Raw genomic sequence first — 26,499 nt, 5'->3', positions numbered from 1 at the left:
CACCTCCGAAAAAGAATACAAAGAGATAAGTATAGATACTTCTCACTTTCTACCCATGCTGATAGCCGCCGCCCAGTGCGGAGGTAAGCTGGAGAGTGGCATCGATGTACTGCCCCTGTAGCGTCAGCCCGGCGAGTTGTTCCTTGAGGGCGGGTAGTCTGGCTTCGCTGACGCGTGAACCGGCGACAATCCCCGCCCTGTAGCGCGCCTGCGCCAGGGCCACCACCCGCTCGGCATCGGCTTCAATTTTCTGTTGATGCTGATTTTTTGCCATTAAGGTTTCGACTTCGCTTGCGGTACGGGCCACCTGATTCACCGCTTCCACCACCGCCTTGTTGTAATTCGCTACCGACAGGTTGCTTTGCGCCTGGGCGATATCGAGATTTGCATTCAGGCGTCCACTGTCAAAAATAGGCAGGGTCAGACCGGCGGTAACCCCCACTTGCTGCGCCGAGGAGCGGAACAGATCGCTTAAGTGCAGCGCATCCTGTTGCAGGAACGCCATCAGGTTGATATCGGGATAAAACGCGGCTTTTGCGGCATCCACGTCCCGCAGGGAAGCTTCGATATACCAGTGGGCCTCCTGTAGATCGGGGCGTCGGGCCAGCAGTGAGTAGCCCAGCGAGGAAGGCAATTTTGTCTCGACGGTGGGTAAGGCGTGCGGAGTGAGGGTTATCGACGCGCTGTTGGTCAGGGCCTGCAGACGCGCCTCAATGGCTTTCATATTGCCGTTTACTTCCGCCAGCCGCTCTTCGGTTTTACTGGCATTGATGTCGGTTTCCACCCCTTCCACGGATGAGGTAATCCCCTGCTGATACAGCTCCCGGTCGGTACTGATGATATTTTGCTGCTCCTGTTTGATGGCAGTTAACAGCTGCCCGGTCGCAGCCTGGGTCTGCCACTCCCAGTAGAGGCGCGCCACGCTGGTAGCAAGCAGCTGGCGGGTCTGTTGCAGCTCTGCCCGTTGTGCGTTGACTTTCCCGATGCGGGCCTCCACCTGGGCGCGGTTTTTGCCCCACAGATCCAGATCCCAGCCAGCGGTTAAACCCAGGGTGCCGTTAGTGTACCAGGGGCCGGTGGTGCCAGCCGCAGGGTCGGTGATCGCGAAAGGCCCCATCAGCCCCTCTGCTGACATTTTTTGCCGTTCGACATCGGCTGTAAAATCAACGTCCGGCCCTTCTGAGGCCATCGCCATTTTGGCCTGGGCTTCGGCAAGGGCAATGCGCTGACGGGCAATTTGCATATCTGGCGCGTCGGCCTGCGCTTTGACAATCAGGGCAGTGAGCTGCGGATCGTGGAATTCTTCCCACCACGTATTTTTTGGCCATAGACCGGCGGCCAGCCCGGTGGCGATGGTCGCGGCGGGGACCTGCTGTTTAAGCGATGCAGTCGTATCGTGGTGAGGGGCACAGGCAACAAGCCACAGGGAGAGAGGCAGGCAGAAGCCGTAAAAACGTGAACGTTTCATCGGGTTATTCACATAAAAAAAGAAGGCTGCAACATACGCTCACAGCGCTTCGTTTTTTTAGGAATCGGTGGCAATCCACACTTTGTCATACCTGGATATATTCAGAAAAGGCACCCGGCGCACCGCCGGGTGCCCTGGCGATCCTTAGCCTTTCAGCGAAGCGCCATGGGTCGCAATCACTTCCTGATACCAGTAAAAACTCTTCTTGCGGCTGCGCGCCAGCGAGCCTGCCCCGCTGTCGTCACGATCGACGTAGATAAAACCGTAGCGTTTGGAAAGCTCCGCTCTGGAGGCGCTCACCAGATCGATCGGTCCCCAGCTGGTGTAGCCCATTACCTCCACGCCGTCCTCAATCGCCTCGCGCACCTGCACCAGATGGTCGTTGAGGTAGCTGATACGGTAATCGTCCTGCACCATGCCGTCCGCGTCCGGCTTGTCCTTCGCGCCCAGACCGTTCTCAACAATGAACAACGGCTTCTGATACCGATCCCAAAGCACGTTCAGTAACGTGCGCAGGCCAACCGGGTCGATCTGCCAGCCCCACTCCGAGCTGGCCAGATGCGGGTTCGGCACCATGCTCAGGATGTTGCCGCGCGCCTGCTGGTTCAGCTCGTCGTCGGTGGTGACACAGCCGGTCATGTAGTAGCTGAAGGAGATAAAGTCGATAGTCGATTTCAGCGCCTCGCGATCGGCCTCGGTGATCTCAAGGGTAATGCCATTATCGCGGAAGAAGCGCAGCATATAGCCCGGGTACGCCCCGCGGCACTGCACATCCCCGAAGAACTGCCAGGCGCGGTTCTCCTGCAGGGCTTCCAGCACGTCGTCTGGCTTGCAGGTCAGCGGATAGACCAGGCCGCCCAGCAGCATGTTGCCGATTTTCGCGTCCGGGATAATCTCGTGGCAGGCTTTTACCGCCAGCGCGCTCGCCACCAGCTGATGGTGGATCGCCTGATAAACCTCCGCCTTGCTGCTGGTCTCCGGCAGACCGACGCCGGTCATCGGCGCGTGCAAGGACATGTTGATCTCGTTAAAGGTGAGCCACAGCTTGACCTTATGCTGATAGCGGGTGAAGACGGTGCGGGCATAGTGTTCGAAGAAACCGATCACCTGACGGTTGCCCCAGCCGCCGTACTGTTTCACCAGCCCCCACGGCATCTCGTAATGTGAGAGCGTCACCAGCGGGGTGATGTTATGCGCCGCCAGCTCGTCAAACAGCTTGTCGTAAAAGGCCAGTCCGGCCTCGTTCGGCTGCTGCTCATCGCCGTTCGGGAAGATACGTGTCCAGGCAATGGAGACGCGCAGGCAGTTGAAGCCCATTTCGGCGAACAGTTTGATATCTTCCGGGTAGCGGTGATAGAAATCGATCGCCACGTCTTTAATGCCGCTGTCGCCAGCCACCCGCTCCACGACCGGGCCAAACACCCCCTGCGGCTGGACGTCAGAGGTGGACAACCCTTTGCCATCCTCCAGGTAAGCCCCTTCGACCTGATTCGCGGCAACCGCGCCGCCCCATAAAAAATCATTCGGGAAAGTTTTCATTCGGTTCTCCTGTTACTGATGGCTGACGCAAAGTAACGGTGCGCCGGCCTGGACGGCGGTTGCCGCCACGGTCGCGACATCACGGTAGTCGTCACTGTTGCTGATAATAATCGGGGTCGCCAGATCATATCCGGCATCAAGAATGGCCTGACGGTCGAACTCCAGCAGCAGATCGCCCGGCTGTATTTTGTCCCCCACCTTCACGTGGGCGGTAAACGGCTTGCCGTCGAGCTTCACGGTGTCGATTCCGACGTGGATCAGCACTTCGATGCCGCTGTCGCTCAGCAGGCCGATGGCATGTTTGGTGGCAAATAGTGAGGCCACTTCCCCGGCGAAGGGGGCAATCACTTTGTTATCGGCAGGCACGATAGCCGCGCCCTGACCGAGCAGGCCACTGGCAAAGGTTGCGTCCGGCACATGGTCCAGCGCCAGCACCGTGCCACGCATCGGTGACAGAACAGTGTTTTCATCGAGGGTAACGGCCACCGGTGCCGTTTCTGTCGCACGACCCGGCATCCCGGCCATCATCGTCAGGACACAGCTCAGCACCAGCGCCACCAGCATGCCTGCAATCCCGCCCCACAGCGTGGCGTCCACCCCACCCGGCGGGATCATCTGCGCGATGGTGAAGATGTTGCCGAAGCCAAAGGAGTAGACATGGGTGTCGAAGAAACCGACAATCGCGCCGCCCACCGCCCCGGCCACGCAGCCAAAGATAAAGGGACGACGTAAAGGCAGGTTCACGCCATACACCGCCGGTTCGGTGACGCCAAAGATCCCGGCCGTCACTGAAGAACCCGCCAGCATCTTCTGCCGTGCATCGCGGCTGCGCAGGAAGACGCCTAACGCCGCCCCCACCTGACCGTATACCGCTGGCAGCAGCATCGGCAGCATGGAGTCATGACCCAGCACGGCGAGGTTGTTGATCATCAGCGGCACCAGCCCCCAGTGCAGGCCAAAGATAACGCACACCTGCCATACCGCGCCCATCGCCGCCCCCGCCAGCCAGGGAGCAAGCACGTAGATCCACTGATAGCCGTTCGCCAGCATCTGGCTGAGCCAGGTGGCGACAGGGCCGATCACCAGAAAGGTCAGCGGTACCGTGACGCCGAGGCAGATCAGCGGGGTAAAGAAATTTTTCATCGCCGACGGCAGACGTTTGCTGCCCTGCTTTTCCAGCCAGCAGCTAACCCAGGCGGCGAGGATGATCGGAATGACTGATGTACTGTAATTAAACCAGGTCACCGGAATGGAGAGGAAGGCATTGGCCGCCGCGCCCGCCTGCTGGCTGGCCTCGAAGGCCTGAATCATGGTTGGATGCACCAGCGCCCCGCCAATCACCATAGTGATAAACGGGTTGCCGCCAAACTTTTTCCCGGCGGTGTAGCCCAGCACCAGCGGGAAGAAGAAGAACAACGCGTCACTGCTGGCAAACCAGATTTTGTACGTGCCGCTGTCGGTGGTCAGCCAGCCGCACACCACTGCCAGCGCCAGTATCCCCTTCAGGATCCCCGAGGCGGCGAGGACGCCGATAAAGGGGGTAAAGATGCCGGAGACAATATCGATAAGGTGGCCGCCGAGGCTGGTTTTTTCGCCTTTCTCCTCTGCGGCGGGTCCTGCGTCATCTGCCAACCCGGCCTCCTGACAGACAGCCTGCCAGACGTCGTGAACGTGGTTGCCAATCACCACCTGGAACTGGCCGCCGCTTTCGACCACCATGATGACCCCGGGATTGTTCTTCAGCCCTTCAGCATCCGCGCGTTGAGAATCTTTCAGTTTGAAACGTAGCCGGGTAGCGCAATGAACCAGGCTGACAATGTTCTCTTTGCCGCCAACGTGGCCGAGAATATCCTTCGCCAGTGCTTGATATTCCATCTCTGTATCCTTCTTCGCTGCCCGCAGGCAGGGTTTGACTGAGTCCTAAAAATAAAAAAACCCGAGAACGACGCCCTTTCGGGAGCCGCGCTCAGGTTTTGCCTGCACAGTGCAGTAACAATCCGTTTGTCGTGGGGGCTTAGCGCCCCTCTTTTCTCACACGCTCAATATGAATGGTGAGAAACATAATCTCTTCGGTAGTCAGCTCGCGCTGATAACTCTTTTGCAGATGCCGGGCAATCTTCTCGGCGCATACCCACGCCTTCGCGTAGTTGTCTTTTACCGCCGAATGCAGCGAGGCATCGTCATCCGCAACCACGGTACGGGTCAGCATCCGCTGGGCGAAAAACTTCAGATGGGTGACGAAGCGCTGATAGCTTAGCGACTCTTCGTCATACTCCAGCTGTAAGGTGTATTTCACCAGCTGCAGGATCTCCTGCATTACCCGGGTGACGTGCATCACCTCCGGCATCTCGCTGTGCAACTGGGCCGTGACCAGATGCAGTGCGATAAACCCGGCTTCATCTTCCTCCAGCGCCACGCCCAGCCGTGTAGCGATAATGGCCCGGGCCTGCTGGCCCAGCTCAAACTCGCGCGGGTAGAGCCGCTTAATGTCCCACAGGAGCACGTTTTTGATCGCCAGCCCCTTCTTCTGCCGCTCAATCGCAAAATAGCAGTGGTCGGTTAAGGTGATGTACAAGCTCTCCTGCAGTTTGCCCAGCCGCTGTGCTGCCAGCCCGATAATGCGATCGCAGGTGGTCATCACCTCCAGCGGGATCTGGCTGAGTAACTCTCCCAGCCGATGCACCAGCTCGTCGCTTTGCAGGGCAAACACTTTCTCAATGTTCTCTTTCGGGATCACGTCGCCAGGGTGCTTTTGAAAGGCCAGCCCGCGGCCCATCACGACCTGTTCGCGCCCCTGTTCATCCAGAACTACCACCACATTGTTATTCAGTATTTTGGCAATTTTCATTCCATGACCCAGAAACAAAAAAACCTGACCTCCGGCAGATGCCAGAAAATCAGGTTTTGCCTGCCGCAGCAGTAACAATCCAGTTAACGCACTTTACCAGTTTCGCGCTTCGCCTCAATGCGCCCCGCTAAAAAATGTGACGCAGATCGAACCCGGCTTATTTGGACTGGATAACCCGGGCAATCTCCGCGGAGGATTGCAGGGCGCGGATCTCCTGAAACAGTTCCAGGGCCTCGTCGTACTCTTTACGCAGGTAACTCAGCCACTGCTTAATACGCGCGACGTGGTACAGCCCGGTGTCGCCCTGCTTTTCGAGGCGGGTGTATTTCTTCAGCAGCGTCACCACCTCTGGCCAGGGCATACGCGGCTCGTTGTATTTAATCACCCGGCTGAGGTTAGGCACGTTGAGCGCCCCGCGCCCAATCATGATTGAATCGCAGCCGGTCGCCGCCATACAGGCCAGCGCGCTTTCGCGATCCCAGATTTCGCCGTTAGCAACCACCGGGATGGTCAGCCGTTTGCGGATCTCGCCGATAGCCTGCCAGTTAATGCGCTCGGCTTTGTAACCATCTTCTTTGGTGCGGCCATGAACCACCAGCTCGCTGGCCCCCGCCTGCTGCACCGCATCGGCAATTTCAAACTGCCTGTCGCCGCTGTCCCAGCCCAGACGGACTTTCACCGTAACCGGCAGGTGAGATGGCACCGCCTCGCGCATCGCTTTCGCGCCGCGGTAGATCAGCTCAGGATCTTTAAGCAGCGTGGCGCCGCCGCCGCTGCCGTTGACCATTTTCGATGGACAGCCGCAGTTCAGGTCCACGCCCCAGGAACCCAGCTCGACGGCGCGGGCGGCATTTTCCGCCAGCCATTCGGGATATTGTCCCAGCAGCTGGATCCGCACCCGGGTGCCGGAGGGGGTGCGGCTCTGGTGATGCAGCTCCGGGCAGAGTCTGTAAAACGATTTTACCGGCAACAACATATCCACCACCCGCAGAAACTCGGTGATGCAGTGATCATAATCGTTAACGTCGGTCAGCAGCTCACGCACCAGCGAATCGAGCACACCTTCCATCGGTGCCAGTAATACACGCATATCAGTACCCGTAAAAAAAGACGCGCTATAGTAGCCGCTCCCGCGAAAGGTGGGAAGCGTCAGGAAAGCGATGCGTGTAGGGTTTGGGCCTTAATCGGGGATGGTTTCGTCAGGGCGCAGCGTCAGCACCTCAAAACCGTCTGCGGTCACGGCGATGGTGTGTTCCCACTGTGCAGAGAGCTTTTTGTCACGGGTCACCACTGTCCAGCCATCTTTCTTGGTTTTGATCCGGCTGTCGCCCTGATTGATCATCGGTTCGATGGTAAAGACCATCCCCTCCTGTAAAACAGGGCCTTCACCGGGTTTGCCGTAGTGCAGGATCTGCGGCTCTTCGTGCATCTCTTTGCCAATGCCGTGCCCGCAATACTCCCGCACCACGCTGTAGCCATGGCTTTCAACGTATGACTGGATCGCGTGGCCAATATCGCCCAGGGTCGCGCCCGGTTTCACCGCCTTAATCCCCTTCCACATCCCCTCCTGAGTCGTTTTCACTAACCTGCGCGCCAGCGGGGAAACCTCACCAATGAGATACATTTTACTGGAGTCGGCGATCATGCCCGCGTTTTCGAGGGTGATATCGACGTTGACAATAGAGCCTGACTTAAGGTGCTCCGACTCTTTCGGGATCCCGTGGCAGACCACGTCGTTCACCGAGGTGTTCAGCACGTACGGGTAGCCATACTGCCCTTTACTGGCGGGGCGGGACTGAAGCTGATCCACAATAAATGCCTCCGCACGATTGTTGATCTCCATGGTTGATACGCCAGGCTTGATAAACTCATCCAGCATGGTGAACACGGACGCCAGCAGTTCACCCGCGTGTCGCTGACGGGCCAACTCATCGGCACTCTTAATGAGAATTGATGGCATTGATCACCTCCAGTAAACGGTCGGAGCCAGATTTCAGCATCATCATCTTTATTTGCTGATGGTTAAGGTCAGGATAGAGTTCGCTCATCATGCCGAGGCGGATCCAGTATTCCGCCTGCGCGTTGACCGAACGCGACATGGCTTTGCTGGCATCACGAATGTCGTCATGCAGAAGATCGGAGATTTTTACGATGCCCATATATATGTTCCATTATGATTCATATATAAATCGTATATCAGGGGCGCGGCATTGTCACTTCTGGTTTGGGGAAATGCCCAACGTTCCAATAAGTAATGTCTGGTATGCTCAAAAGTCATGATGTGATCCGTAGCACGTTTAGGGTTTTAATTGTATGATGAATGCGTTTCATCAAGGGCTTTCACCATGAATAAATCACTGATAGTTGTCTGGCAGTACCTGCGCGCGTTCATCCTGATTTATGCCTGCCTGTATGCGGGAATATTCCTCGCCTCTCTGCTGCCAATTACTATTCCCGGCAGCATTATTGGCATGCTGATCCTGTTTGTGCTGCTCGCGCTGCAAATCCTCCCGGCACAATGGGTTAAACCCGGCTGCTCGGTGCTGATCCGCTATATGGCGCTGCTGTTCGTGCCCATTGGCGTGGGTGTCATGCAGTACTACGACCTGCTGAGCGCGCAGTTTGGCCCGATATTTGTTTCCTGCACTATCAGTACGCTGGTGGTCTTCTTAGTGGTCAGCTGGAGCACACATCTGGCGCATGGGGAACGTAACGTGGTTGGGCAAAAAGGACAGAAAAAATGATGGCCAATATCTGTTGGTCCCTGCCGCTCACCGTGGCGGTCTTCTTCGCCGCCCGCAAGCTGGCAGTGCGTCTGAAGTTCCCGCTGCTTAACCCCTTGCTGGTGGCGATGGTGGTGATTATTCCTTTCCTGCTGTTGACCGGCATCCCCTACGCGAACTATTTCCAGGGCAGCAAGGTGCTTAACGATCTGCTGCAACCTGCGGTGGTGGCGCTAGCGTTTCCGCTGTACGAACAGCTGCACCAGATCCGCGCCCGCTGGAAGTCGATCATCACTATCTGTCTGGTTGGCAGCCTGGTGGCGATGATTACCGGCACCTCGGTGGCGCTGCTGATGGGGGCAACCCCGGAAATTGCGGCCTCTATTTTACCGAAATCGGTGACCACCCCGATTGCGATGGCGGTAGGCGGCAGTCTTGGCGGCATCCCGGCGATCAGCGCTGTGTGCGTCATCTATGTCGGTATTCTCGGGGCGGTTTTGGGCCATACGCTGCTGAATGCCATGCGTATTCGTACTAAATCGGCCCGTGGTCTGGCGATGGGGACCGCCTCGCACGCCCTCGGTACCGCCCGTTGCGCGGAGCTGGATTATCAGGAAGGGGCATTCAGTTCCCTGGCGCTGGTGATCTGCGGGATCATGACCTCGCTGATTGCGCCGTTCCTCTTCCCGATTATTCTGGCGGTCATGGGCTAAAATTTGCGACGCGTCGCGCATTTTTCATTTGAGTTTCATAAGTTGCACACATAATGAGATCTGGGTCACATATAAAGCCTTTGTGGCTCCGTACACTACCGATCCATTAACCTTTATGAGGCAACGCCATGCATCCACGTTTTCACTCAGCTTTCACTCAGCTTGCAGAGAATTTGCAGTCAGCCCTGGCCCCGGTTCTGGCGGATGCACATTTCCCCGCCCTGCTGACGGCTGAACAGGTCACCGCCCTGAAACGTGCCACGGATCTGGATGATGACGCGCTGGCCTTTGCGCTTCTGCCACTGGCGGCAGCCTGCGCCCGCGCCGACCTGTCCCATTTCAACGTCGGTGCCATTGCGCGCGGCGTGAGCGGCACCTGGTACTTCGGTGGCAATATGGAGTTTATCGGGGCGACCATGCAGCAGACCGTGCATGCGGAACAGAGCGCAATCAGCCATGCCTGGCTGCGCGGTGAAAAATCCCTGCAGGCCATTACCGTGAACTACACGCCGTGTGGCCACTGCCGTCAGTTTATGAACGAGCTTAACAGCGGTTTGCAACTGCGTATCAACCTGCCGGGCCGCGCCCCGCATACTCTGGCCGACTACCTGCCGGACGCTTTCGGCCCGAAGGATCTGGACATTAAATCCCTGCTGATGGATGAACAGGATCATGGCTACACCCTGAGCGGCGATGCGCTGGCCCAGGCCGCTATCCTCGCCGCCAACAAGTCACACGCCCCTTATAGCCAGGCCCCGAGCGGCGTGGCGCTGGAGTGTGGCGATGGGCGCATCTTCACCGGCAGCTATGCCGAGAACGCCGCCTTTAACCCAACTTTGCCGCCGCTGCAGGGCGCACTGAACCTGCTCAGCCTCAACGGCTACGACTACCCGGACATTCAGCGCGGCATTCTTGCAGAAAAACCCGATGCTCCGCTGATCCAGTGGGACGCCACCGCGGCCACGTTGCGCGCGCTGGGTTGCACCAGCATCGACCGCGTGCTTCTGGCTTAAGTCGTTGATGCGGGCAGCAATGCCCGCACAATTGATGAAAATCCCTTCAATTAAACCGCCGTTTCTTGCGCTTACCAGACGGGTAAAGTAGCCTGAGTGAAATTTCACCTTTGGTAAGAGTCATCTGTATGTTAAAGCGCGTGTTTTACAGCCTGGTTGCCCTGATCGCCATTGTGCTGCTGACTGCGCTGGGCCTCGACCGCTGGATGAGCTGGAAAACGGCGCCCTATATCTTTGATGACCTTCAGGATCTGCCCTACCGCCAGGTCGGCGTGGTACTCGGTACCGCCAAGTACTACCGCACCGGGGTGATTAACCAGTATTACCGTTACCGTATTCAGGGGGCGCTCAATGCCTACAACAGCGGCAAGGTCAACTACCTGCTGCTGAGCGGTGACAACGCGCAGCAGAGCTATAATGAGCCGGTCACCATGCGTAAGGATCTGATTGCCGCAGGCGTTGATCCGGCGGATATCGTGCTCGACTACGCCGGTTTCAGAACCCTGGATTCCATTGTTCGCACCCGCAAGGTATTTGATACGAACGACTTTATCATCATCACCCAGCGCTTCCATTGCGAGCGCGCGCTCTTTATTGCTCTGCATATGGGCATTCAGGCGCAGTGCTATGCCGTCCCCTCCCCCAAAGACATGCTCACCGTGCGGGTGCGTGAATTTGGTGCGCGTTTGGGTGCGCTGGCCGATCTCTATGTCTTTAAACGTGAACCGCGTTTCTTAGGCCCGCTGGTGCCAATCCCGGCGATGCCGGAAGTGCCGGAAGATGCCCAAGGTTATCCGGCGGTTACGCCAGAGCAGCTGCTGGACATGCAGAAGAAGAAGCCCGCACTGCCCTAGAGCCACGCCAACGCAGCGCCGCCAGGGGAAATGACCCGGGCATAAAAAAACCCGCATTGAGCGGGTTTTTTTATGCATTGATATCTTACTTCTTACGCGCGTACTTCAGGGAGTCCAGCGCAACGGCGAAGATGATGATGGCACCCTTAATAATGTACTGCCAGTAAGGGTTCACGCCGATATAGGTCAGACCGTAGTTGATAACGGTGAAGATGATTACACCGGTTACCACACCCAGTACGGTACCCACACCACCACTGAACGACACACCACCCACGACGCAGGCAGCAATCGCATCCAGCTCATACATAAAGCCGAGGTTGTTGGTGGCAGAGCCGATACGGCCTGCTTCCAGCAAACCACCGAACGCATAGAACACACCGGACAGGGCATAGATGACCAGCAGGTTCAGCGCCACGTTAACGCCAGAGACTTTCGCCGCTTCCGGGTTACCACCGATTGCGAAGATGTTCTTACCGAAGCGGGTTTTGTTCCACAGCACCCAGACAAAGGCCACCGCAATCAGGGCGTAGAAGGTGATGTAAGACAGGCGGAATGTGCCCAGCGCGATAAAGCCCTGCGCAAAGGTGGAGAAGCCGCTGTCGAAACCGGAGATTGGCGATGCGCCTACGAAGTCGTAGTACAGGGAGTTGATACCGTAAACGATAATCATCGTACCCAGGGTAGTGATGAACGGCGTTACGTTCAGGTAAGCAATGATGATGCCGTTAATCAGACCAATGATCGCACCGATAGCGCAGACAATCAGGATCACCAGGAAAATCGGCATGGTCGCCATTTCCGGGAACACCTTGTTGGCGTTTTCCATCGACTGCAGGAGCGTGGCCGCAACAACCGCCGCCAGGCCTACCTGACGACCGGCTGACAGGTCAGTACCCTGGGTGACGATCAGACCCGCCACGCCCAGCGCGATAATAATACGTACGGAAGACTGAGTCAGAATGTTACTTAAGTTCAGGAGACTTAAGAATGTCGGATCCTGGAAAATAATAATGGCCAGCAAGACTAAAAGAACAACGTAAATACCGCCTTCTTTCAGATAAGTAAGAAAACTTTTCTTATTTAACGCACTCATGAGAAGCCCCTAATCTTAAAGGTGCAAAGACGCAAGACGCAAAATTTCGTTTTGCGTTGTCGTTTTGGTTTCTACAATTCCGGCAACGAGACCATTGCTCATGACCAGAATACGATCTGTGATCCCTAACAATTCCGGCATTTCGGACGAAATAATAATAATCCCTTTATCTTTCTTGGCTAACTCAGCTATGAGCTGATAGATTTCAAATTTTGCCCCCACATCGATACCACGGGTGGGTTCATCCAGCATCAGAATTTCAGGCTGAGTTAACAACCAGCGTCCAATAATAACCTTCTGCTGGTTACCGCCGGAGAGCGAGCCAATTTGCGTGCGGTGTCCTGGGGTTTTTACACGCATCGAGTCAATTACCCACTGGGTATCACTCTTCATGCGGGAATTATCCAACAGACCGATTTTGTTTTTGTAGTTATGAATATTAGAAATTAACGAGTTAAAGTTAATATCCAGATAGGCGTAAATACCGGTTGAGCGACGCTCTTCCGTCACCAGCGCAAAGCCGTGGTTAATGGCTTCGTTGGCATTGTGGTTATTGATTTTTTTGCCGTGCAGGGTGATGGTCCCGCCGGATTTCTCGCGAATACCGAACAGGGTTTCCACGATATCAGTACGCTTGGCTCCTACCAGACCGGCAATCCCGAGGATCTCTCCTTTATGCAGATCGAAGGAGATATCGCGAATAGAAGGCTGACGCAGCGACGTCAGGTTGCGCACTTCCAGAATCACTTCGCCCGGCTTGTTCTCTTTGGTCGGGAAGCGCTGGTTCAGGGAACGACCCACCATCATGGCGATGATCTTGTCCATGTCCAGCCCTTCCAGCGGCTGGGTGGCGATCCACTGGCCATCGCGCAGTACCGTGATTTCATCGCACAGCTGGAAGATCTCTTCCATTTTGTGCGAGATATAGACGATGCCGCAACCGCGCTCCTTCAGCTTACGGATAATGGTGAACAGATGGTTCACCTCTTTCTCCGTTAACGACGAAGTAGGCTCATCCATAATAACGATTTTGGCGTTATAGGAGAAAGCCTTGGCGATTTCAATCATCTGCATCTGAGAAACGGATAACGTACCGACGCGCGCACGCGGATCGATATCAATATCCAGTTCATCAAAAATCGCTTTGGTGTCACGATACATTTTGTCCTGATCGACAAATACGCCTTTGGTCGGATAACGACCCAGCCACATATTGTCCATGACAGAACGCTGAAGTACCAGGTTAAGTTCCTGGTGAACCATCGAAATACCATTTTCCAGTGCTTCTTTGGCGGAATGGAAATCGATCTCTTTCCCCTGAAAAAGAATGCTGCCAGAATCTTTTTGATAGATCCCAAATAAGCATTTCAATAATGTTGATTTACCCGCACCGTTTTCACCCATTAAGGCGTGAATAGAGTGAGGCCGTACTTTTAAATTAACATTATCCAGTGCTTTAACCCCGGGAAAAGACTTGTTGATACCGCTCATTTCCAACAAGTATTCACCGGACGACTGAGTCGTTGTGCTGACCATAATTATACCTTCTCGGCCTCGCGTCGCGTGATAAAAGGGCGCAGAAACTGCGCCCAGTAGAATGCTATAACTTATTTACCGGTGAATTGGGCCAGGTTTTCCTGATCTACGCCAACGTACGGTACGCGAACAACTTTGTTGTCGATTTTCCAGTTGGTGCCGTCAGCAGCGCCTTTGCCGTCTGCCAGGTTTTTCGCCAGATCGAAGGTAGCTTTCGCCTGGTTGTTAGCATCGTTCAGCACGGTACCGGCCATTGCGCCAGATTTTACCAGAGCCATTGCTTCAGGCAGGGCATCCACACCAAAGACCGGAATAGAGGATTTGTTGTGTGCTTTCAGGGCTTCTACTGCACCCATTGCCATCGCATCGTTGTTGGCGATAACCACTTCGATTTTGTTAGCGTTCGGGCCGGACAGCCAGGCGTCCATTTTGTCTTTCGCCTGAGCGGTGTCCCACATAGCCGTATCTAATGCCAGCTGCTGGGTTTTCAGGCCTTTGTCGTTCAGCTCTTTGATCACGTAAGTGGTACGTGCTTCAGCATCCGGGTGGCCTGGCTCGCCTTTCAGCAGAACAAACTGAATCTGACCATCTTTGTTCAGATCCCAGTTCGGGTTAGCCGCCCAGTGTTTAGCAATCAGGTCGCCCTGAATGATGCCGGATTCTTTGGAGTCGGTGCCCACGTAGAAGGCTTTATCGTAGCTATCCAGCGCTTTACGGGAAGGTTCTTTGTTGAAGAAGACCACTGGCACATTCTGGCCACGTGCTTTCTCAATAACGGTGCCTGCTGCCGCCGGGTCAACCAGGTTGATTGCCAGAGCTTTCACGCCTTTTGCCAGCAGTACGTCAATCTGGTCGTTCTGTTTTGACTGGTCATTCTGGGAGTCATTCATCAGCAGCTGCACGTCTGGCGCTGATTTACCTTCTTTCTCAATGGCTTTACGCACAACAGACATAAAGTTGTCGTCGTATTTATAGATAGTCACACCAATACGGCTATCTGCAGCGTGCGCGGTTGCACCAAAAAGCATACTTGCCATAACAGCAGACAGAGTCAACACCTTCTTATTCATGATATCTCCGGTTTTTATGCAGGGTAGTTCGTGTGAATAACGATCGGCGGGCAATGTTAATGAAACGTTAATGCCGGCCGAAGTCCACTTATAAAATTTCTATCTTCCTTGGTCGGTAACGCTCCAGAATGCGTTTTTTTGGATGTTTAACGTGCCGTGGCTATAGTGAAAGTGATTATTCACCGTTACATAGCGTTTCAGTCACTAAAACGCTGACATCATAGTCAGCGCCTTGTTAACTTACTGTGAATTTACTCACAAATTGAAAACGGTTACATCACGACGAATTATGAGTTAGTGATCGGCACCACAATTTGCCGTAGAGCAACGGAGTGACGACGCACTAAAGTCGGCATGAAACAGTGAGTTGCAGCAAGATCCAGCTTTCCCGCGGCCCCCTGTAACGCCAGCTCCGTGGCCAGCCGCGCCATAGAGGCAATCGGATAGCGCACCGTCGTCAGCTGTGGGTCTGTGTAACGGGCAATCGGAATATCATCGAAACCAATCAATGACAGATGCTGTGGCACCGCAATACCGTTGTCCTTCAGTGCCGTTAGCGCCCCTGCGGCCATGCTGTCGTTGTAGGCAAAGACCGCGGTCAACTGCAGGTTGCGCCCGAGTAGCTCCACCATGGCCGCTTCCCCGCCCTGCATATCCGGCGCGCCGGTGCCGATCCAGCTGTCCGAAGCGATAATGCCCTGCTCCAGCAACGCTTTCTGCCAGCCTTCACGCCGCATTTCGTCATCCTCAATGCGGTGGCTTGATGCAAGATAGCCGATGCGCTGATGGCCGTTATTCACCAGCATTCGCGTCGCCATCATCGCGCCGCTGACGTTATCAAGGCAGACGCAGCGGTGGGCATAGCCAGGCACAATGCGGTTGATCAACACCATGCCGGGGATCTGCTCCATCAGCGCAGACAGCTCCTCATCGCTCAAGGCTTTTGAGTGGACGATCAGGGCGTTACAGCGCTGACGAATCAACACCTCAATGGCGTTACGCTCTTTTTCTGCCTCGTGATAGCTATTGCCGATGAGCACGTTTTTCTGGTGCTCCTGGGCAACCATGTCCACGGCTTTTACCAGCGCGCCAAAGAAGGCATCCGATACATCCATCACTACCACGCCGATGGTATCGCTGACCTGGGTTGCCAGCGCCTGCGCGTTCGCATTGGGACGGTAGCCCAGCGCCGTGACGGCTTTCATCACGCACTCGCGCGTTTCAGGGCTAACCAGCGCGCTGTTGTTGAGCACACGGGAAACGGTGGCGACAGAAACGCCCGCCTGACGCGCGACGTCACGAATGGTGATCATATTCACCATCCTTATTTAGATTGCAGCAACTCACAGACACCCCCTGTGTTTAGCAAGGTGCCTATTCTGGCAGTGAGAAAGGAAGGACTACGTGAAGAAGCTCACAAGGATGAAAACGGTTACATCCGTTTTGTTAATGATTGTGATCCAGATCGTTATCCGGATGTATTACCCGGTGAAACCCCTGCAGCACGTGCGGTCAATTGCCGCCATAGCCACTCCATCGGTCCCTGACGGAAATAACGCAGCCAGAAAACGGAGAACAGGATATTCACCAGCCAGACAGGTAACACGAAGCCCATCAGTTGCAGGCGATCAAAATGCATAAACAGGCCGAGGCGATAGAACAAGGTGGTGCAGATCAGCGTCTGTAAAAGGTAGTTACTGAGCGCCATGCGCCCTACGCAGGCCACGGCCATCACCAGCCGGAAACGGCAGAGCTGCGGCCAGAAGCCATAGATCAGCGCAGCATAGCCTATCGTCTGGAAGGGCGCGCTAATCTCACGCGGTGCCTGTAACAGAAACGCGCACCAGCGATAGTCCCAGTTGACATACCACTGGGCGATCACCGCCGGGAGATTGATCGCCAGACCGACCAGCACCAGCCACATCCCGGTTCGCCGGTAATGACCGAGGCTAAACTCGCCTTTCAGCCAGCCGGTTCGCATCAGCGCCGCGCCAATCAGCATCATTCCCGCCAGCTGCCAGCCGTATTGCGCCCCAAGCGCCAGCAGGCTGTTGCCAATCATATCGGCCCGATTGCTGATGGCCTCCATGCCGCCACCCAGCTTCCAGTACTGCTCATACTGCAAATTGGCCGCATCCGGTACCCAGGAACGATTGGTGGAGCCGCCGGAGATAACCCCCAGCAGCAGCAGGATAGCGACGCCAATGAGGAAGAGCACTACGCCGGTGTTGAACAGGTTTTTTATATCGTGCGCATCGCGGATGATACGCCAGCAGATCAGTCCCACCAGCCCATAGGCCAACAGAATATCGCCGTCCCAGAACAGGAGGCCATGCATAAACCCGAGGAGGACCAGCAGTGAAAGACGCGCCTGGATCCAGCGTTTACCGCGTTTTAGCAGCAGCTGGAGGCCTGCCCCAAACAACAAGGCAAACAGGGTGAGGAATTTGACCTGGGCAAAGAGATCCAGCACCGCCCATGTCCAGGCGTCGCTGAGGGTAATATCGCCATACCAGGCGGGATTAAGATAAGCGGCTTTCGGCAGACCGAAGCCGCTTATATTGAGCAGCAGAATACCCAGAATAGCGACGCCACGAACGAAATCCAGCGTGACATTTCTTTCCATGTACCCTGCCCTGATGATCAGTTGTGGTGACGCACGGCGCGCAGGAACTCCTGACGGGTGTTCTGGCTTGATTTAAACAGGCCGCCCAGCGAGGTGGTCGTGGTGGCGCTGGTCGCATCACGAATACCGCGCGCTTTCACGCAGTAATGCACCGCGTCAATGGAAACCGCCACGTTATTGGTCCCCAGCAGCGTTTGCAACGCGATAAGGATCTGCTGGGTTAAACGCTCCTGCACCTGCGGACGCTGGGCAAAGAACTGCACGATGCGGTTAATCTTCGACAGGCCAATAACCGAGTCTTTTGGAATATAGGCTACGGTCGCTTTGCCGTCGATGGTCACAAAGTGATGTTCACAGGTGCTGGTCAGGGTGATATCACGCACCGTCACCATCTCATCCACCTTCATTTTGTTTTCAATGACGGTGATTTTCGGGAAATTAGCGTAATCCAGCCCGGAGAAAATCTCATCGACATACATTTTGGCGATGCGACGCGGGGTTTCCATCAGACTGTCATCGCTGAGATCGAGATTCAGCAGCTGCATGATTTCGGTCATATGCCCGGAAATAAGACGTTTACGCGTTTCGTTGTCCAGATCCTGAACCGGCGGGCGCAGCGGGGTTTCAAGGCCGTGCGCAACCAGCGTTTCATGGACGAGGGCTGCTTCTTTACTCATTGATGACATTCTTTTCTCCTGCAGGTGTGGCGCGCTTCTGCCCTACATGGGGCAAAATGTGCCGTCATTGTGCGCGAGGCGGCGAGCATAATCCAGTATTCACCGCGATAATTATTGCAATTGCCGTTACCTTTCAACCTGACGCTGCCAGACCAGCCCGCCCGCCACGAAAAGCGCGATGCCCGCCAGGCCCAGCGCAGGCTCCAGTTGGTGGGTAAGCCAGCTCGACAGCGCCGAGGTCATCGGGCCAACAAGCTGCCCAACCGCATAGCCGGTGGTGAGTAATCCGGCCATGTAACGCGTATGATTCGGTGCCAGCTCGCGCCCGTAAAGCAGCGAAAGCTGTACCGCACATAAAAATCCGCCGCCCACCAGCAATGCACCGGTCACCAGACCGGCCATTCCCGGCAGCAGCCAGGCGGCAATCACGCCCACCGCCTGCAGCCATAACACCAGCGCCAGTCGGCGATGGGTCGTGAATACATGGCGCAGCGCGATACTCAGGGCAATGCCCAGCACCGAGGCTACGCCGAAAACTGGCCAGGGAAACTGGGCGAACGCGCTGCCAGGGAAACGCAGCGCCGCCATCTGGGACAAAAACGTCGCCGGGAGGATGTAACCAAACCCGGCGAGACTGTAGCTCCACACCAGACGACGCAGATCGCGGGTCAGCGTCAACGGCTCCGGCGTCGTGCCGGGGCGATGCAGTTGCCCGGCACGCGGCAGATAGCGGGCCACCAGCGCGATCAGTACCAGCGCCAGTACGCCGTAGATTTGCCATGCGGCACTCGCCGATAAGCCCTGCGCCTGGATCCACACCGCCAGCAAGCCGCTGAGCGTAATGCCCGCCCCAGGCCCCGCAAAAACTGCGGCACTGAGACCTGGCTTACCGAAATGGGCCAGCCGTTCGTTGGTCCAGGCGGCGATCAGCACCATCGACCAGCCGCTCATGCAGCCAATCACAAACCGCAGCAGTCCGTGAACGACGGCGTTATCCGCGATGGCCGAAAGCAGGGTCAGCATCACTGCGCCAACGATGCCCAGCCACAGGCGGCCTTCGACAAACCGGTGCGCGCGCATGGCATCCCACGCCCCCACCAGATAGCCGAGGTAGTTCATCGCCGCCACCAGTCCGGCGCTAGTCAGGGTTAGTTGCCCTGCCGCAATCATCAGCGGCACCTGTGGTGTAAAGGCAAAGCGCCCTATTCCCATCGCCACCACCAGAACCACAAAACCGCTGAGCGCGATACGCAGCGCCATGACTACTCCAGTTGTTAAAGTTTCGTAAATTCATGATGCAATATATGTCGTTAATGCGGAAGTGAAAGTTACTCACGCGTTATTGAATTAACTGTATTATGAGGTCTATCTATCGAAACACCTTCCTGAAGGAGCCTTGCATGGAACTGCTCGAAGAGCACTACTGTTTTGAAGGTCGACAGCAGCGCTGGCGTCATGACTCCACGGTGCTGAACTGCGCGATGACGTTCAGCATTTTTCTGCCTCCGGCTACGCGTGCGGCAAAACCGCCTGTGCTGTACTGGTTATCCGGCCTGACCTGCAACGATGAGAACTTTACCACCAAAGCGGGCGCCCAGCGGGTTGCGGCAGAGCTGGGGATCGCGCTGGTGATGCCCGACACCAGCCCGCGCGGTGACGACGTGGCAGACGATGCCGGTTACGATCTGGGCAAAGGCGCCGGCTTCTATCTGAATGCCACCCAGCAGCCCTGGGCGCGTCATTACCGGATGTACGATTATCTGCGCGATGAGCTGCCAGCGCTCATCCAGGCGGAGTTTGCGGTCGCCGATCGCTGTGCCATCAGCGGCCATTCGATGGGTGGCCACGGTGCGCTGGTAATGGCACTGAAAAATCCGGGCAAATACGTCAGCGTGTCGGCGTTTGCGCCTATCGTGAACCCATGCCAGGTGCCGTGGGGGCAAAAAGCCTTCACCCATTATCTGGGCGAGAATCCAGAAACCTGGCAGGAGTGGGATAGCTGTGCGCTGATGCTGGCCAGCCAGCCGGAACAGGCGATCCCGACGCTTATCGATCAGGGTGATGCCGATCAGTTCCTGGCGAGCCAGTTACAGCCAGCGGTGCTGGCGGAAGCTGCGCGCCAGAAGGCCTGGCCGCTGACGTTACGCATCCAGCCAGGCTACGATCACAGCTATTACTTTATTGCGTCCTTTATAGAAGATCATCTGCGCTTCCATGCGCAGCAGTTGTTGAAGTAAGGGCAGACTTCACGTCCTCACTCGCCCCTCTTCCGCAGGGAGAGGGGTCTGTCACAGGCCGGGCAAGCGCAGCGCCGCCCGGCGCATTCACGATCAGAACTGGTAATCCACCGCCATAAAGTAACGGCGTCCTTCTTCGGTGTAGCTGTAGTCGTCGCGGCTGAGATCTTTATCCAGCAGGTTCATGACACCTGCACGCAGCTTGACGTTTTTAGTTGCCTGCCATGCGCCACCGGTGTTCCACACCACGTAGCCACCCGGCGTTGCTTCGCCATCGGTAACAGTGCGTTTCTCACCCGTATAATTGCCCTGCACGTAGAAGGACCACGCCTGCGTTGCCTGCCAGTCAAGCGTGCCGTTTGCGGTATGGAACGGCAGTTCCGAGAGCGGCTTGTTGCCGCCGTTGCTGATATCACGCCCGTCGTTATAGGTGTAATTCAGCGTCATGCGCCAGTCTTCGGCGATCGGGAATTTCACTTCCGTTTCCAGGCCGCGGATCCGCGCCTTATTGACGTTGTAATAACGGAAAATCGGCTCACCGTCGGCATTCAGGCCGACATAGTTCGGGTAACCCTGCGCCTGGTTGACGTTGGCCGTACGGAGGATGCTGATACGATCGTCCACATCGTTCTGGAAGGCAGTAATGCTGCCCTGCACGCCTTCTAACCAGCCCTCTTCCCCGCTGTAGTAAAGACCCAGCTCGAAGCTTTCGCTGGTTTCCGGCTTCAGATCCGGGCTACCGACAATTTCACAGGCCCCACGGCAGGAGCCGGTGGTCCAGTCTGGGCTCAGCTGCAGCAGCGAAGGCGCTTTGAATGCTGTCGCCCAGCCGCCTTTTACCGTCAGGGTATCGGTCGCGTTGTAGACCAGATAAGCACGCGGACTCCAGTGATCGCCGTAGGTTTCGTGGTCATCCATACGCACGCCGGTGGTCAGCGCCAGCGGCTCGAAGATACGCCATTCATCTTCAATAAAGAGCGCATACTGGCTGGCCGAGGTGCTACTGCTGCTACCGCCGGTAATGTTAACCGGATCCTTCAGCTTGTCGTGACGCCATTCTCCCCCGAAGGTGAGCAGCTGGTTAATCTCTCCCAGCGGCAGGACGTATTTACCGTCAACAGAGTTGCTTTCGGAGGTGATAGGGTTGGCATTGCCCGGGTTCTTGTTATCAACCTTTTCGCCGTAGAATTTCAGTTCGCTGTTGCCCATGCCCCAACGGCCATTGTGGCTCAGGGAGTAGTTCTGGCGCTCAAGACGGTTCTGATCCAGCGAGTCGGAATCACGGTCCTGACGGTCAAAACCGTAGCCAGCGGTGAAATCGTGGTTCTCGTTCGGGGTCCAGGCAAATTCCACGTTGGCATCGCGGCTGGTGAAGCCTTCGATACGCGGAGTTTCCCCGGAGGCGCTGGTTGTCGAGGTCTGCGGATCGTCTTTATCGCGTTTTGACAGGCTACCAAAGGCTTTCAGACCGAGGACGCCATCCACCAGCGGGCCGCTGGTATAAAACTGGCCGCCATAGGTGTCGCCGCGATCGCGGTGTTCCTGAATCGTGGAGTCGGCGGTGAGAGTACCGGTCCATTTCTGGCCGATCTTTTTGGTAATGATGTTGACCACGCCGCCCAGGGCATCAGAGCCGTACAGGGAGGACATCGGCCCGCGCACCACTTCGATACGTTCGATGGCGTCAACCGGTACCCAGTTGAGGTCGAAATCGTTATGACGGAATACGGCGTTGCGAGAGTTGACGCGTTTACCGTCAACCAGGATCAAGGTATAGCTGCTGTCCAGACCGCGGATACTGACGCCCTTACGGTTGTCCCCTTCGTCAGTTAATTGCACGCCCGGAACCTCTTTTAACACATCTTTCAGGTTCTGCACCGGCTTACGTTGCAGATCCTGCTGAGTGATAACGCTGATACTGGCCGGGGCATCTTTCAGGTTTTGCTCGTTGGCCGAGGCAGTCACCACCATAGTGTCGCCAGATTCCGCCGCAACAACCGGCAGGGCCAGGGACAGAGCAGACGCGCACAGCCCTCCCCGAACGAAGGGATTCAACCTAAACATTCCATATCTCCATGAGGTAAACACAGCAAAATCAAATATGTACTGCTCACATTGCATTGCGTGCCGCCCGCTTCTCTGGCGGGTCAGCCGGGTAATTTTTTTGCAGGTGTGGGCACAGCTTCTTCCCCTGACCAGGGCGACGATGCTGACTCCTTCATCCTTTTGATTACCATGCTAATGATAAAGCAAACGATAACTATTATCAATTCAATTGTTAAAAGTTATGTCAAGACTGCATAGTATGGAGATAAAAAAAACCCGCTCGAGTGAGCGGGTTAAAGAGAGGCGTTGCGGTTATTTTTTGAAGCTATTCGGGAATTCCATTTCGCTATAGCTGACAAACTTCGATCCCTTCGTCAGCTTGTAGCCGAACCAGATGATCAAGAACAGTGGGATACCGATATAGGTGGCTGCCACGCCGCCCCAGTCGATGGTGTCGGCCAGGAAGGCTTCGTAGTTCTGGCCCAGGGTGATGATCAGACACAGCACAAAGGCAAAGATCGGACCCAGCGGGAAGAACCCGGAGCGGTACGGCAGGTTGTTAATGTCGTAGCCCTGCTTCACATAGCCGCGCCGGAAACGGTAGTGGCTGATAGCGATACCCAGCCAGGCGATAAAGCCCGTCATCCCCGAGGTATTCAACAGCCACAGGTAGACCGTCTGGTTACCAAACATTGAGGTCAGGAAACAGAGGCAGGCAATCACGGTGGTGGCATACAGCGCGTTACGCGGCACGCCGCCTTTAGACAGCTTAGCGAAAATACGCGGCGCTTTGCCATCACAGGCCAGGGAGTAGAGCATACGGGTAGAGGCATACATGCCGGAGTTACCCGCCGACAGTACCGCCGTCAGGATCACCGCATTCATTACCGCCGCCGCAGAGAGCAGACCGGCATGCTGGAACACCAGCGTAAACGGACTGACGCTGATATCTTTCACGTCATTACGCAGCAGGCTTGGATCGGTATACGGAATGATCAGGCTAATAATCAGGATGGCGAACACATAGAACAGCAGGATACGCCAGAAGACCTGCCGCACCGCGCGCGGAATGTTCTTCTCCGGGTTCTCGGATTCACCGGCGGCAATGCCGATAAGTTCAGTCCCCTGGAAGGAGAAGCCAACGATCATCGCCACGCCAATCATCGCCGAGAAGCCCCCGGCAAAAGGCGCATCGTCAAGGGTCCAGTTGCTCCAGCCCGCAGGTTCAGTGCCTTTGAAGATGCCGACAATCATCGCCACACCCACGGCGATAAAGATGATCACTGTGGCGACTTTGATCAGCGAAAACCAGTATTCCGCTTCGCCAAAACCGCGCACGGAGATGTAGTTAAGCAGGAAGATCAGCCCCAGGAAGATAGCGCTCCAGATCCAGCCCGGCGTATCGGGGAACCACCAGGTCATCACCAGCTGCGATGCCACCAGATCCACGGCGATAGTCACCGCCCAGTTATACCAGTAGTTCCAGCCCAGCGCGAAGCCAAAGCCCTCTTCCACATATTTCTGACCATAGGTAGAAAAAGAACCGGATACCGGCATGTACGCCGCCAGTTCGCCCAGGCTGGTCATCAGGAAATAGACCATCAAACCGATCAGGATATAAGAAAAGAGCGCGCCGCCGGGACCCGCTGCAGAAATGGTCGCCCCAGAGGCGACAAAAAGACCTGTACCGATAGAACCGCCAATGGCAATCATCGTCAGGTGACGCGCCTTGAGTTCGCGACGTAGCGCGGGCGCTTCTGTGGTTTTAGTTTCGGAAACCATATGAAAATGCTGTCCATTCAAAAAATGAGGCGCGATTGTAGCAGACGATCGCCAGCGCTTCCGGCACAAATGCCCTGTTATAAGAGAGCTTCATGACCGGGCCAGGATTATAAGTAAAGCAGAGAATTAAATCGGTGCGAGGACGCGATCCCGGCGGGCAGAACGCCGCCGGGCGGGCTTACATTTCGCAGTAACGCAGAAAACGCTGTAAGGAATTCGAGAGGTGCTTCTGGCGATGATGGATACGCCACAGGGTACGCACCAGCTTGTTCGGCAGCGGAACGGGGATCTCCACCAGCGTGCCGCTCTCCAGCTGTTCGGCAATCACCCGACGCGACAGGCAACTGATGCCGAGGCCGTGGCGCACCGCATGTTTGATCGCCTCTGAATTGCCCAGCTCCATACCCATATGAAACTGCGGCAGATGCGACAGCAGCAGATAATCGACGATCTCCCGCGTGCCGGATCCCTGCTCGCGTAAAATCCACGGCGCCTGCGCCAGCCGTTCCAGCGTCACCTCCTGCTGTAATAAAGAAGAGGCCGGCGAGGCGAAGACCACCAGCTCGTCCTCCAGCCAGGGGTCGGCAATGATGTCGGCGTTGTGGCACGGGCCTTCGATAAGACCGATATCAACCCGAAAATCGATCACGGCGTTGATCACATCCTGGCTATTGCCGACGCTCATCTCCAGCGGTAACCCCGGGAAATCACGGCGGTAGCGGGCAATCACCTCCGGCAGAATATAGTTGCCGATGGTGCTGCTGGCAAAGACGCGAATGGCACCATTATCTTCACGAAACAGCTGTTCAATCTCGATGGTCTGCTCCAGCAGGGCCAACGCGCGGGGATAGAGCAAGCGCCCGTGTTCGTTGACCACCAGCCGCTTCCCTACCCTGTCAAAGAGCTGAACCCCCAGCTGGCCTTCAAGATCGGTCAGGGCGGCGCTGACCGCAGACTGCGACAGCGCCAGCATCTGCGAGGCCTGCGTGGTCGAGCCGCTTTTCAGCACCTCAGCAAAGACCTCAAGCTGGCGTAACGTAATGTGCATAGTTGTCGTCCGATAAGATAAGCGTCCTGCTTACCACTTATAAAGATTAATTATAAATATATAATCAATTTTATTTTTAAACCAGCGCGCCGTAATCTTTAGCCAGAGAAAAGGAGAAGGTTATGACGACACTCACTCTGGAACATCATCGTACAGTGTGGCACTACATTCCGGGCTTAGCGCTGAGCGCGCTGGTCACCGGCGTTGCGTTATGGGGCGGCAGTATTCCGGCGGTTGCCGGGGCGGGATTCAGCGCCCTGACGCTGGCCATCCTGCTGGGGATGGTCATCGGCAATACGGTCTATCCGCAGATTTACAAGCCGTGTGATGGCGGCGTGATCTTCGCCAAACAGCACCTGCTGCGCCTCGGGATCATCCTTTATGGTTTTCGCCTGACCTTCGCGCAGATTGCCGATGTTGGCGTCAGCGGGATTGTCATCGACGTATTAACCCTGACCAGCACTTTTACACTGGCCTGCGTTATTGGCCAGAAAGTGTTCGGGCTGGACAAACAGACCAGCTGGTTGATTGGTGCCGGGAGCAGCATTTGCGGTGCTGCGGCAGTGCTGGCGACCGAGCCGGTGGTGAAGGCCGAGTCCAGTAAGGTGACGGTTGCCGTCGCGACAGTGGTGATCTTCGGTACGCTGGCGATCTTCCTCTATCCGGCGATGTATCCGCTGGTGGCGCACTGGTTTAGCCCGGAGACCTACGGGATTTACATCGGCTCGACGATGCACGAAGTGGCCCAGGTAGTAGCAGCCGGTCACGCCATCAACCCGGAAGCGGAAAATGCGGCGGTGATCGCCAAAATGCTGCGGGTGATGATGCTGGCCCCCTTCCTGCTGATCCTGGCGGCAAGGGTCAAACACCTCGCCCCGGCGGGCAGCGGCGAGAAGAGCAAAATCACCATTCCGTGGTTTGCGATCCTGTTTATTGTGGTGGCGGTGTTTAACTCGTTCCATCTGCTGCCAAAAGACGTGGTGGATATGCTGGTGACGCTGGATACGGTGCTGCTGGCCATGGCGATGGCGGCGCTGGGCTTAACCACCCACGTCAGCGCCCTGAAAAAAGCCGGGGCTAAACCGCTGCTGATGGCGCTGCTGCTCTTCGTCTGGCTGATTGTAGGCGGGGGAGCCATTAACCTGGCGGTTCATAGCCTGCTGGCATAAACCACTTCATCCTTCTCCTGTTAACCCGCTATCATAAGCGTTTGTGGGTTAACA

At 56.2% G+C, this 26,499-nt stretch carries 23 protein-coding genes; 6 read left to right on the top strand and 17 right to left on the bottom strand.

What is annotated here, in order from left to right; all coding sequences use genetic code 11:
- Nucleotides 1-49 precede the first annotated feature (49 nt).
- From mdtQ to ABIE02_RS06960, 7 genes are all read right to left on the bottom strand, one after another.
- On the bottom strand, nt 50-1,468 hold the full coding sequence (gene mdtQ / locus ABIE02_RS06990) for a multidrug resistance outer membrane protein MdtQ (protein ID WP_336994482.1): 1,419 nt from the start codon (nt 1,466-1,468) through the stop codon (nt 50-52).
- Between the two features lie 144 nt (nt 1,469-1,612).
- Nucleotides 1,613-3,007, bottom strand: coding sequence for a glycoside hydrolase family 1 protein (locus ABIE02_RS06985; RefSeq protein WP_150871811.1), 1,395 nt, complete (start codon nt 3,005-3,007; stop codon nt 1,613-1,615).
- Between the two features lie 12 nt (nt 3,008-3,019).
- Nucleotides 3,020-4,882 (bottom strand): PTS beta-glucoside transporter subunit IIABC, encoded by a 1,863-nt coding sequence (bglF, locus tag ABIE02_RS06980; protein WP_150871814.1) that lies wholly within the window; start codon nt 4,880-4,882, stop codon nt 3,020-3,022.
- Between the two features lie 139 nt (nt 4,883-5,021).
- A complete protein-coding gene (gene licT / locus ABIE02_RS06975) occupies nt 5,022-5,855 on the bottom strand; it encodes a BglG family transcription antiterminator LicT (protein ID WP_059307521.1) in 834 nt (277 codons plus the stop codon).
- Between the two features lie 157 nt (nt 5,856-6,012).
- Nucleotides 6,013-6,945 (bottom strand): tRNA dihydrouridine(16) synthase DusC, encoded by a 933-nt coding sequence (gene dusC / locus ABIE02_RS06970; RefSeq protein ID WP_032612579.1) that lies wholly within the window; start codon nt 6,943-6,945, stop codon nt 6,013-6,015.
- 90 nt (nt 6,946-7,035) lie between these two features.
- A complete protein-coding gene (map, locus tag ABIE02_RS06965) occupies nt 7,036-7,815 on the bottom strand; it encodes a type I methionyl aminopeptidase (RefSeq protein WP_032612581.1) in 780 nt (259 codons plus the stop codon).
- Nucleotides 7,796-8,014, bottom strand: a complete 219-nt coding sequence (locus ABIE02_RS06960; RefSeq protein ID WP_032612583.1) for a ParD-like family protein — start codon at nt 8,012-8,014, stop codon at nt 7,796-7,798. Before ABIE02_RS06960 ends, map begins: the two co-directional genes overlap by 20 nt.
- 186 nt (nt 8,015-8,200) lie before the next feature.
- Between ABIE02_RS06960 and ABIE02_RS06955 the strand changes: the two genes are divergently transcribed.
- The 4 genes from ABIE02_RS06955 to sanA all read left to right on the top strand — a co-directional run bounded on the left by ABIE02_RS06955 (nt 8,201) and on the right by sanA (nt 11,158).
- Nucleotides 8,201-8,599 carry a CidA/LrgA family protein gene (locus ABIE02_RS06955; RefSeq protein WP_032612585.1) on the top strand — a complete coding sequence of 133 codons (399 nt, stop codon included), beginning with the start codon at nt 8,201-8,203 and terminating at the stop codon, nt 8,597-8,599.
- On the top strand, nt 8,596-9,291 hold the full coding sequence (locus ABIE02_RS06950) for a CidB/LrgB family autolysis modulator (RefSeq protein WP_429211243.1): 696 nt from the start codon (nt 8,596-8,598) through the stop codon (nt 9,289-9,291). Before ABIE02_RS06955 ends, ABIE02_RS06950 begins: the two co-directional genes overlap by 4 nt.
- 128 nt (nt 9,292-9,419) lie before the next feature.
- The gene (gene cdd / locus ABIE02_RS06945) at nt 9,420-10,304 is read left to right on the top strand and encodes a cytidine deaminase (protein ID WP_223610297.1); all 885 of its coding nucleotides are present in this window, start codon (nt 9,420-9,422) and stop codon (nt 10,302-10,304) included.
- Between the two features lie 128 nt (nt 10,305-10,432).
- Nucleotides 10,433-11,158: an outer membrane permeability protein SanA gene (sanA, locus tag ABIE02_RS06940; protein ID WP_032612592.1), complete on the top strand. Its 726-nt coding sequence runs from the start codon at nt 10,433-10,435 to the stop codon at nt 11,156-11,158.
- Nucleotides 11,159-11,243: 85 nt separating this feature from the next.
- Here sanA and mglC read toward each other — a convergent pair whose 3' ends face one another.
- The 7 genes from mglC to ABIE02_RS06905 form a co-directional block, all read right to left on the bottom strand.
- Nucleotides 11,244-12,254, bottom strand: a complete 1,011-nt coding sequence (gene mglC, locus ABIE02_RS06935; protein WP_032612605.1) for a galactose/methyl galactoside ABC transporter permease MglC — start codon at nt 12,252-12,254, stop codon at nt 11,244-11,246.
- Between the two features lie 15 nt (nt 12,255-12,269).
- Nucleotides 12,270-13,790: a galactose/methyl galactoside ABC transporter ATP-binding protein MglA gene (gene mglA / locus ABIE02_RS06930; protein ID WP_032612607.1), complete on the bottom strand. Its 1,521-nt coding sequence runs from the start codon at nt 13,788-13,790 to the stop codon at nt 12,270-12,272.
- A gap of 71 nt (nt 13,791-13,861) precedes the next feature.
- Entirely contained in the window at nt 13,862-14,860 is a 999-nt protein-coding gene (gene mglB / locus ABIE02_RS06925; RefSeq protein ID WP_032612609.1) for a galactose/glucose ABC transporter substrate-binding protein MglB, read from the bottom strand.
- Between the two features lie 287 nt (nt 14,861-15,147).
- Nucleotides 15,148-16,173, bottom strand: coding sequence for an HTH-type transcriptional regulator GalS (galS, locus tag ABIE02_RS06920; RefSeq protein ID WP_059307518.1), 1,026 nt, complete (start codon nt 16,171-16,173; stop codon nt 15,148-15,150).
- 155 nt (nt 16,174-16,328) lie between these two features.
- Nucleotides 16,329-17,486, bottom strand: coding sequence for a DUF418 domain-containing protein YeiB (gene yeiB, locus ABIE02_RS06915; RefSeq protein WP_077226269.1), 1,158 nt, complete (start codon nt 17,484-17,486; stop codon nt 16,329-16,331).
- Nucleotides 17,487-17,503: 17 nt separating this feature from the next.
- Nucleotides 17,504-18,172, bottom strand: coding sequence for a GTP cyclohydrolase I FolE (gene folE / locus ABIE02_RS06910; protein ID WP_336994481.1), 669 nt, complete (start codon nt 18,170-18,172; stop codon nt 17,504-17,506).
- A 117-nt stretch (nt 18,173-18,289) separates the two neighbouring features.
- The gene (locus ABIE02_RS06905) at nt 18,290-19,423 is read right to left on the bottom strand and encodes a YbfB/YjiJ family MFS transporter (protein WP_336994480.1); all 1,134 of its coding nucleotides are present in this window, start codon (nt 19,421-19,423) and stop codon (nt 18,290-18,292) included.
- A gap of 140 nt (nt 19,424-19,563) precedes the next feature.
- Between ABIE02_RS06905 and fghA the strand changes: the two genes are divergently transcribed.
- Nucleotides 19,564-20,400, top strand: a complete 837-nt coding sequence (fghA, locus tag ABIE02_RS06900) for an S-formylglutathione hydrolase (protein ID WP_059307515.1) — start codon at nt 19,564-19,566, stop codon at nt 20,398-20,400.
- Between the two features lie 93 nt (nt 20,401-20,493).
- On the opposite strand, the gene cirA is transcribed toward fghA, so the two are convergent.
- The 3 genes from cirA to yieE all read right to left on the bottom strand — a co-directional run bounded on the left by cirA (nt 20,494) and on the right by yieE (nt 25,276).
- Complete coding sequence (cirA, locus tag ABIE02_RS06895) at nt 20,494-22,464, bottom strand: catecholate siderophore receptor CirA (protein ID WP_103792177.1); 1,971 nt, start codon at nt 22,462-22,464, stop codon at nt 20,494-20,496.
- A 294-nt stretch (nt 22,465-22,758) separates the two neighbouring features.
- Nucleotides 22,759-24,228: an amino acid permease gene (locus ABIE02_RS06890; protein WP_032612625.1), complete on the bottom strand. Its 1,470-nt coding sequence runs from the start codon at nt 24,226-24,228 to the stop codon at nt 22,759-22,761.
- A 178-nt stretch (nt 24,229-24,406) separates the two neighbouring features.
- A complete protein-coding gene (gene yieE, locus ABIE02_RS06885) occupies nt 24,407-25,276 on the bottom strand; it encodes a DNA-binding transcriptional regulator YeiE (protein ID WP_032612627.1) in 870 nt (289 codons plus the stop codon).
- A gap of 122 nt (nt 25,277-25,398) precedes the next feature.
- On the opposite strand from yieE, the gene ABIE02_RS06880 reads away from it, so the two are divergent.
- Entirely contained in the window at nt 25,399-26,445 is a 1,047-nt protein-coding gene (locus ABIE02_RS06880; protein ID WP_223610300.1) for a YeiH family protein, read from the top strand.
- The last annotated feature ends 54 nt before the right edge of the window (nt 26,446-26,499 follow it).

This window comes from Leclercia sp. 1548 (assembly GCF_050435045.1).
In the GTDB taxonomy this organism is placed as follows: domain Bacteria; phylum Pseudomonadota; class Gammaproteobacteria; order Enterobacterales; family Enterobacteriaceae; genus Enterobacter; species Enterobacter adecarboxylatus.
The sequence above is the reverse complement of the archived record's forward strand: the minus strand, read 5'-3'. Positions and strand labels throughout refer to the sequence as shown.

Coding starts and splice junctions, on each gene's coding strand:
- mdtQ (WP_336994482.1), bottom strand. CDS start 1,468: ATGAAACGTTCACGTTTTTACGGCTTCTGCCTGCCTCTCTCCCTGTGG.
- ABIE02_RS06985 (WP_150871811.1), bottom strand. CDS start 3,007: ATGAAAACTTTCCCGAATGATTTTTTATGGGGCGGCGCGGTTGCCGCG.
- bglF (WP_150871814.1), bottom strand. CDS start 4,882: ATGGAATATCAAGCACTGGCGAAGGATATTCTCGGCCACGTTGGCGGC.
- licT (WP_059307521.1), bottom strand. CDS start 5,855: ATGAAAATTGCCAAAATACTGAATAACAATGTGGTGGTAGTTCTGGAT.
- dusC (WP_032612579.1), bottom strand. CDS start 6,945: ATGCGTGTATTACTGGCACCGATGGAAGGTGTGCTCGATTCGCTGGTG.
- map (WP_032612581.1), bottom strand. CDS start 7,815: ATGCCATCAATTCTCATTAAGAGTGCCGATGAGTTGGCCCGTCAGCGA.
- ABIE02_RS06960 (WP_032612583.1), bottom strand. CDS start 8,014: ATGGGCATCGTAAAAATCTCCGATCTTCTGCATGACGACATTCGTGAT.
- ABIE02_RS06955 (WP_032612585.1), top strand. CDS start 8,201: ATGAATAAATCACTGATAGTTGTCTGGCAGTACCTGCGCGCGTTCATC.
- ABIE02_RS06950 (WP_429211243.1), top strand. CDS start 8,596: ATGATGGCCAATATCTGTTGGTCCCTGCCGCTCACCGTGGCGGTCTTC.
- cdd (WP_223610297.1), top strand. CDS start 9,420: ATGCATCCACGTTTTCACTCAGCTTTCACTCAGCTTGCAGAGAATTTG.
- sanA (WP_032612592.1), top strand. CDS start 10,433: ATGTTAAAGCGCGTGTTTTACAGCCTGGTTGCCCTGATCGCCATTGTG.
- mglC (WP_032612605.1), bottom strand. CDS start 12,254: ATGAGTGCGTTAAATAAGAAAAGTTTTCTTACTTATCTGAAAGAAGGC.
- mglA (WP_032612607.1), bottom strand. CDS start 13,790: ATGGTCAGCACAACGACTCAGTCGTCCGGTGAATACTTGTTGGAAATG.
- mglB (WP_032612609.1), bottom strand. CDS start 14,860: ATGAATAAGAAGGTGTTGACTCTGTCTGCTGTTATGGCAAGTATGCTT.
- galS (WP_059307518.1), bottom strand. CDS start 16,173: ATGATCACCATTCGTGACGTCGCGCGTCAGGCGGGCGTTTCTGTCGCC.
- yeiB (WP_077226269.1), bottom strand. CDS start 17,486: ATGGAAAGAAATGTCACGCTGGATTTCGTTCGTGGCGTCGCTATTCTG.
- folE (WP_336994481.1), bottom strand. CDS start 18,172: ATGTCATCAATGAGTAAAGAAGCAGCCCTCGTCCATGAAACGCTGGTT.
- ABIE02_RS06905 (WP_336994480.1), bottom strand. CDS start 19,423: ATGGCGCTGCGTATCGCGCTCAGCGGTTTTGTGGTTCTGGTGGTGGCG.
- fghA (WP_059307515.1), top strand. CDS start 19,564: ATGGAACTGCTCGAAGAGCACTACTGTTTTGAAGGTCGACAGCAGCGC.
- cirA (WP_103792177.1), bottom strand. CDS start 22,464: ATGTTTAGGTTGAATCCCTTCGTTCGGGGAGGGCTGTGCGCGTCTGCT.
- ABIE02_RS06890 (WP_032612625.1), bottom strand. CDS start 24,228: ATGGTTTCCGAAACTAAAACCACAGAAGCGCCCGCGCTACGTCGCGAA.
- yieE (WP_032612627.1), bottom strand. CDS start 25,276: ATGCACATTACGTTACGCCAGCTTGAGGTCTTTGCTGAGGTGCTGAAA.
- ABIE02_RS06880 (WP_223610300.1), top strand. CDS start 25,399: ATGACGACACTCACTCTGGAACATCATCGTACAGTGTGGCACTACATT.